The following is a 5,132-nucleotide window of genomic DNA, read 5'->3' on the forward strand; positions in this document are numbered from 1 at the left end:
TTAGCAGGTTTAACTTTAGGTGCAGATCCAATAGTTACTGCTGTTAGTGTAGTCTCAGCTTATGAAAATCGTCCAATACCAGCTTTAATTATCCGAAAACAAGCTAAAGGACATGGCACAATGGCTTATATAGAAGGACCCTCACTAGAAGCTAATGCCAGGGTGGTTGTTTTGGAAGATGTGGTCACAACTGGAGCATCAGCAATGCTAGCTGTTAATCGACTGCGAGAAGCAAGCTATCAAGTCCATCGGGTTTTTGCCCTTGTAGATAGGGAGCAAGGAGGTCGAGAACTTTATCAAAAAGAAGGTCTTCAGTTTGAGTCAATATTTACTATATCAGAGCTACAAGAAAATCTGAAAAATATTAGCCAGAAAAATGACGACTAAAGCAGATTATACAAATTCAGAATGGGAGTTATTGTTGCAAGCAATTACTTTGGTTTCGATGATAATTATTACCTCTGAATTTACACTTTTTTCGGCTGTTAAAGAAGTATTTACTTTTAACAAAGAAATTAAGCACGCTAAGTTAAATTATCAGGATAATCAACTGGTTCATAATTTGTTGGTAGATATTGCAGAAAAAACGACTCGAATAAATGAGATAGAAAATGCAGTAAATTTTACAGAATTTCTGGAAGATGCAGAAGAAAAAATTAAAGCTGCAGTAGCGATTGCTCATCTTAAAGCGACTCCGAAAGAAGCTCAAGAATACAAAGAATTTCTCTATGAAATAGCGACTCAAATAGCTAATGCTTCTGGAGAGGGAATATTTGCTACAGGACCTAAAATTAGTCAACAAGAAGCTATAGTTTTAGAAAGACTCAAAATGCTTCTTGAGCTGGATTAATTTAATTAAATTAGTTCCTGTGCAAAATGATTTGTATTATTTATAACTCAACTATATTTCCTGTTCACAACCCCTGTGTTTCCTACTTCTGCTAAATTAATCTTCTCTCCATTCTTCCCGACCAATTAAGTCAACAATATTGTCTATTTACCCCTATCAATTTGTTTGTTCGCCGATGGAGGTGCCTCAAAAGTAGTTTAGTCGGGTAGATTGTGGTTTGCCGGAATCTGGTTTTGTTTTTGCCTGTTTTAACCGTCACTATAGAACCCATTTGAGATCTATTTAAAAAGAGATGGGGAGATGGGGAGATGGAAGCAAATTTCAACCTGCTTGGTGCACTACCTGGTGCGCCGTGCGACGGTGAGTGCAGTACGCCCTTCGGGTTCCCAAGGGGCTGTGGGCCTCAGCAGGTTCTGCCCGATAGATGCCGCGCCGAATTGAAGCAACTGCCGTACGCAAAGCGTTTCTGTTAGTGTAGCTCCTCCGGAGGAGGAAAGAGATACCCGAAGGACCCGGGGTATCATCCGCTTTTGGCCCTATTCTAGTTCCTGAATCTCCTGACTTCATCACCGACTGAGTTCTGAGGACGGCAGCCAAAAGCACATACCCCGTGCAAAGATACGATCGGGGGTTCTATAGAACTGCTAAATTTAATAATTCTTCATAAATCAACAAGTAAAGAATTTTAACTTCCCTGGCGGGAAGTCCCGCGCTCTCCCGAAGGGGAGCGGAGGGATGGGAAAGCTAGGGCCAAGAGTCGGATACCTCCACAAATAAAACCTTCCTATACCCTTGACAAGCTAGGAGGTATGCATGTTATTATCAATGTCAACACAGGGGGAGGACATCACCTCACACGAAACAGCGGTTATTTTTTTCATGACTGAAGAATCCCGCGTTGTCGCGCTATGCGCAACGTCGGGAGTATGTCAATATACAACTTTCCTGAATGATGAGGTATTATTTAGGATAAATCTCTTTTCCCTACAGTAGGGTGTGTTTTCGGCTGTTGCTGACATGAAACGCTGCGCGACATGAAAAGCGTTTCGCTGCGCATTCATGTCGCGCAGCATTCCGTAGGAAAGCGAAACGCACCGAAATATTTGGAATAGGCTAGATAGACGGTGCGTTACATTTCATTAACGCACCCTACTGGGCTTTTTGATTACCCTCAATCCAATCCCAAAAAAGTGCTATAGTAAAAGACTAAGCTAGGGGTGCCTAGATATTAGGCTGAGAAATACCCTTAGAACCTGAGACTGGTTAATACCAGCGGAGGGAAGCTGTTTATTAAAGGAATGAATATATGCGGACAGAATGGATCGCCAAGCGTAGTGGACACAAAAATGTCTCTCAAATGCACTATGCTCGTCAGGGAATCATCACTGAAGAAATGGACTTTGTGGCCCAACGAGAAAATCTCCCTGCTGAGTTAATCCGCGAAGAAGTAGCAAGGGGACGGATGATTATCCCTGCTAATATTAATCACACTAATTTAGAACCAATGTGTATTGGCATTGCTTCTAGGTGTAAAGTTAATGCTAATATTGGTGCCTCTCCCAACACTTCCGACATTGAGAAGGAAGTTGATAAACTGAAACTGTCTATTAAATACGGTGCAGATACCGTTATGGACTTATCCACAGGTGGCGGTAACTTGGACGAAATTAGAACTGCCATTATCAACGCTTCACCAGTTCCTATCGGTACAGTACCAGTTTACCAGGCAGTAGAAAGTGTTCATGGCAGAATTGAAAATTTAACTGCTGACGACTTTCTTCATGTTATTGAAAAGCACGCTCAACAAGGGGTAGACTATCAAACTATCCATGCCGGAATTTTAATCGAGCATCTACCTCTAGTCAGAAGTCGTATCACTGGTATAGTTTCCCGTGGCGGTGGAATTATTGCTAAGTGGATGCTACACCACCATAAACAAAATCCTCTTTATACTCACTTTGATGACATCATTGAAATATTCAAAAAATATGATGTTTCTTTCAGTTTAGGGGACTCTTTACGACCTGGTTGTACTCACGACGCTTCTGATGAAGCGCAATTGGCAGAATTAAAAACATTAGGTCAATTAACTCGCCGTGCTTGGGAACATGATGTCCAAGTTATGGTAGAGGGTCCAGGCCATGTACCGATGGATCAAATTGAATTTAATGTTAAGAAACAAATGGAAGAGTGTTCGGAAGCACCTTTCTATGTTTTGGGTCCATTAGTCACAGATATTGCTCCTGGTTATGACCATATTACTTCTGCTATTGGCGCGGCAATGGCAGGTTGGTATGGTACAGCGATGTTGTGTTATGTTACTCCGAAAGAACATTTAGGTTTGCCTGATGCTGAGGATGTGCGAAATGGGTTAATTGCTTATAAAATTGCTGCCCATGCTGCGGATATTGCTCGTCATCGTCAGGGAGCAAGAGATAGGGATGATGAACTTTCTGCTGCTCGTTATAATTTTGATTGGAACCGTCAATTTGAGTTATCTTTAGACCCAGATCGAGCTAAGGAATATCACGACGAAACTTTGCCTGCGGATATTTATAAAACTGCTGAATTTTGTTCTATGTGCGGACCAAAATTCTGTCCGATGCAGACTAAGGTTGATGCTGATGCTTTGACAGAATTAGAGAAGTTTTTGGCTCAAGAAAAAGAACCTGTAACTCAAAGTTAATATCTATTTGGCTAATCTATTTTAACTTGTCCTAACCTGAATGCGTAGTCCTATATCTTCTATGAATCCGCAGTTTTCGGATTGAAATACACGCTCTGATCAACACAGAGACTGTTTGACATTTTCAAAGTTAGAACAAGTTTTAGAACTGGGAAACCATAGATCGGCGATGATTAGTTGAGAACCATATAGTTTACACTTGTACTCTAGCTGTCTACGAAACTCATAAAATCCCATATCTGCTATAGCTTTAGCTAACTATAGAACCCATTTGGTATCTTTGCGGTGCGTAAAAATTTTTGAGTTACTCAAAGGTTCTTACTTAGAGGCAATACAGGAAAAAGTGGATGCGATCCCGCGCCCTTCGGTTATCTCTTTCCTCCTCCGGAGGAGCTACGCTAACAGAGAAAATTTGCGTACCGCAGTTGCGTGACTTTTGGCGGGGTGCCTATCGGGCGGACGCTGGTTCCGCCCACAGCCCCTTGGGAACCTGCAAGGCGCACTGCACTCACCGTCGCACGGCGCACCTGGTAGCGCACCAATCAGGTTGAAAAATACTCGCTCCACACCTCCATCACCCCATGCTGACAAGGGTAGATTTTTCATCACCCTCGGGTATGGGGCGCGAGTGTAGTCCGAAAGGAGAATACAGCTCTTGCGTGAAGTTTGCAGCGTCGGGTCAGACCAGACCCTGTACTCCCCACACTCCCCATACTCCCCCTGTATTTCTAAATAGGGTTTGCGCTCAAAAGCCTGAAAATGGTTGACTTGTTATTCAAAGAAAGCTGATCATAATCAAAATTTATCATTATTAATTCAACTATAAGTTGAAATGATTAAATAGACCGCAAAAACAGTTTTTGGAGCAAAAAAGTACAAAAAAAGAGAAAAAGCCTCTTCCGGTGAGGGTGGAAAGGTTAATTACTAGAAAAGTAATTGCGATCGCGCAGCGGAACGGAGTTCTATCGCAGTTGTGGAAGTTTCAGAAAGTTTAGCCATCACTTTTCCGAGACTAAATCCTCTTTTTGCTTGCCCAAATTTACCCTCAACATGGTTCCGTAATCTTTCATCTAACTGAGCTTGTTTCTTCGTTTGTTTATCAATAGAGTTGTCGCTAAATAGAGGGAAAAAATCGCTCCAACCTAGACAGAGCAATCATTCCAAGGCTTTTTAGTCTCCAATAGCTAGAATCCTTATAGAACAAGGTTTTTGGGGATTTTTTAAGTTATAAAGCGACAAGTCTAATATTTTTGGGTGGTCTCCCCAAGGGAGGACTGCCTTGTCTGTACATGGTGTGTGCAGTTATAGATACCTGGAATAAGAGTGTATTTTAGCTCAAAATCAAGTACAATTTCCAATCAAAAATGCCTTAAATCTTTACTATGTAAATTTTTGAGATTTATTCAGCAAACCCTAAATAGAACCAATTTGGAATCTATAGAACTTTGGTTTACTCTGCTGATGGTAGAGAAAAAATAGCAAAGGATATTAAATTTCGGCGTTGGTAAATCAAGAGATGAAACTTTCAGACTAATCCCCTTCTGACTAACTCTAAATGTTTAACTAGATTAAGTAATGGGTATCACCCCTGCGAGA

At 41.4% G+C, this 5,132-nt stretch carries 4 protein-coding genes, 1 pseudogene and 1 riboswitch; of the genes and pseudogenes, 3 read left to right on the top strand and 2 right to left on the bottom strand.

Features of this window, described 5'->3' with window-relative positions:
* From pyrE to thiC, 3 genes are all read left to right on the top strand, one after another.
* On the top strand, positions 1-387 hold a 387-nt coding region (gene pyrE / locus F6K13_RS17255; protein WP_287287888.1), incomplete at its 5' end, for an orotate phosphoribosyltransferase.
* Positions 377-850 (top strand): hypothetical protein, encoded by a 474-nt coding sequence (locus tag F6K13_RS17260; RefSeq protein ID WP_124144529.1) that lies wholly within the window; start codon positions 377-379, stop codon positions 848-850. The genes pyrE and F6K13_RS17260, both read left to right, overlap by 11 nt.
* A 1,203-nt stretch (positions 851-2,053) precedes the next feature.
* A riboswitch (TPP riboswitch) is annotated at positions 2,054-2,148 on the top strand.
* 8 nt (positions 2,149-2,156) lie between these two features.
* Positions 2,157-3,536 (top strand): phosphomethylpyrimidine synthase, encoded by a 1,380-nt coding sequence (thiC, locus tag F6K13_RS17265; RefSeq protein WP_124155286.1) that lies wholly within the window; start codon positions 2,157-2,159, stop codon positions 3,534-3,536.
* 99 nt (positions 3,537-3,635) lie between these two features.
* Here thiC and F6K13_RS17270 read toward each other — a convergent pair whose 3' ends face one another.
* Together F6K13_RS17270 and F6K13_RS17275 are read right to left on the bottom strand one after the other, a co-directional pair.
* On the bottom strand, positions 3,636-3,773 hold the full coding sequence (locus F6K13_RS17270; RefSeq protein WP_375339404.1) for a zinc ribbon domain-containing protein: 138 nt from the start codon (positions 3,771-3,773) through the stop codon (positions 3,636-3,638).
* 631 nt (positions 3,774-4,404) lie between these two features.
* Positions 4,405-4,643 (bottom strand): annotated as a pseudogene (locus tag F6K13_RS17275) (transposase); the annotation flags it as partial.
* Positions 4,644-5,132: the final 489 nt, after the last annotated feature.

This window comes from Okeania sp. SIO2B9 (assembly GCF_010672505.1).
GTDB classification, from domain to species: Bacteria; Cyanobacteriota; Cyanobacteriia; order Cyanobacteriales; family Microcoleaceae; genus Okeania; species Okeania hirsuta.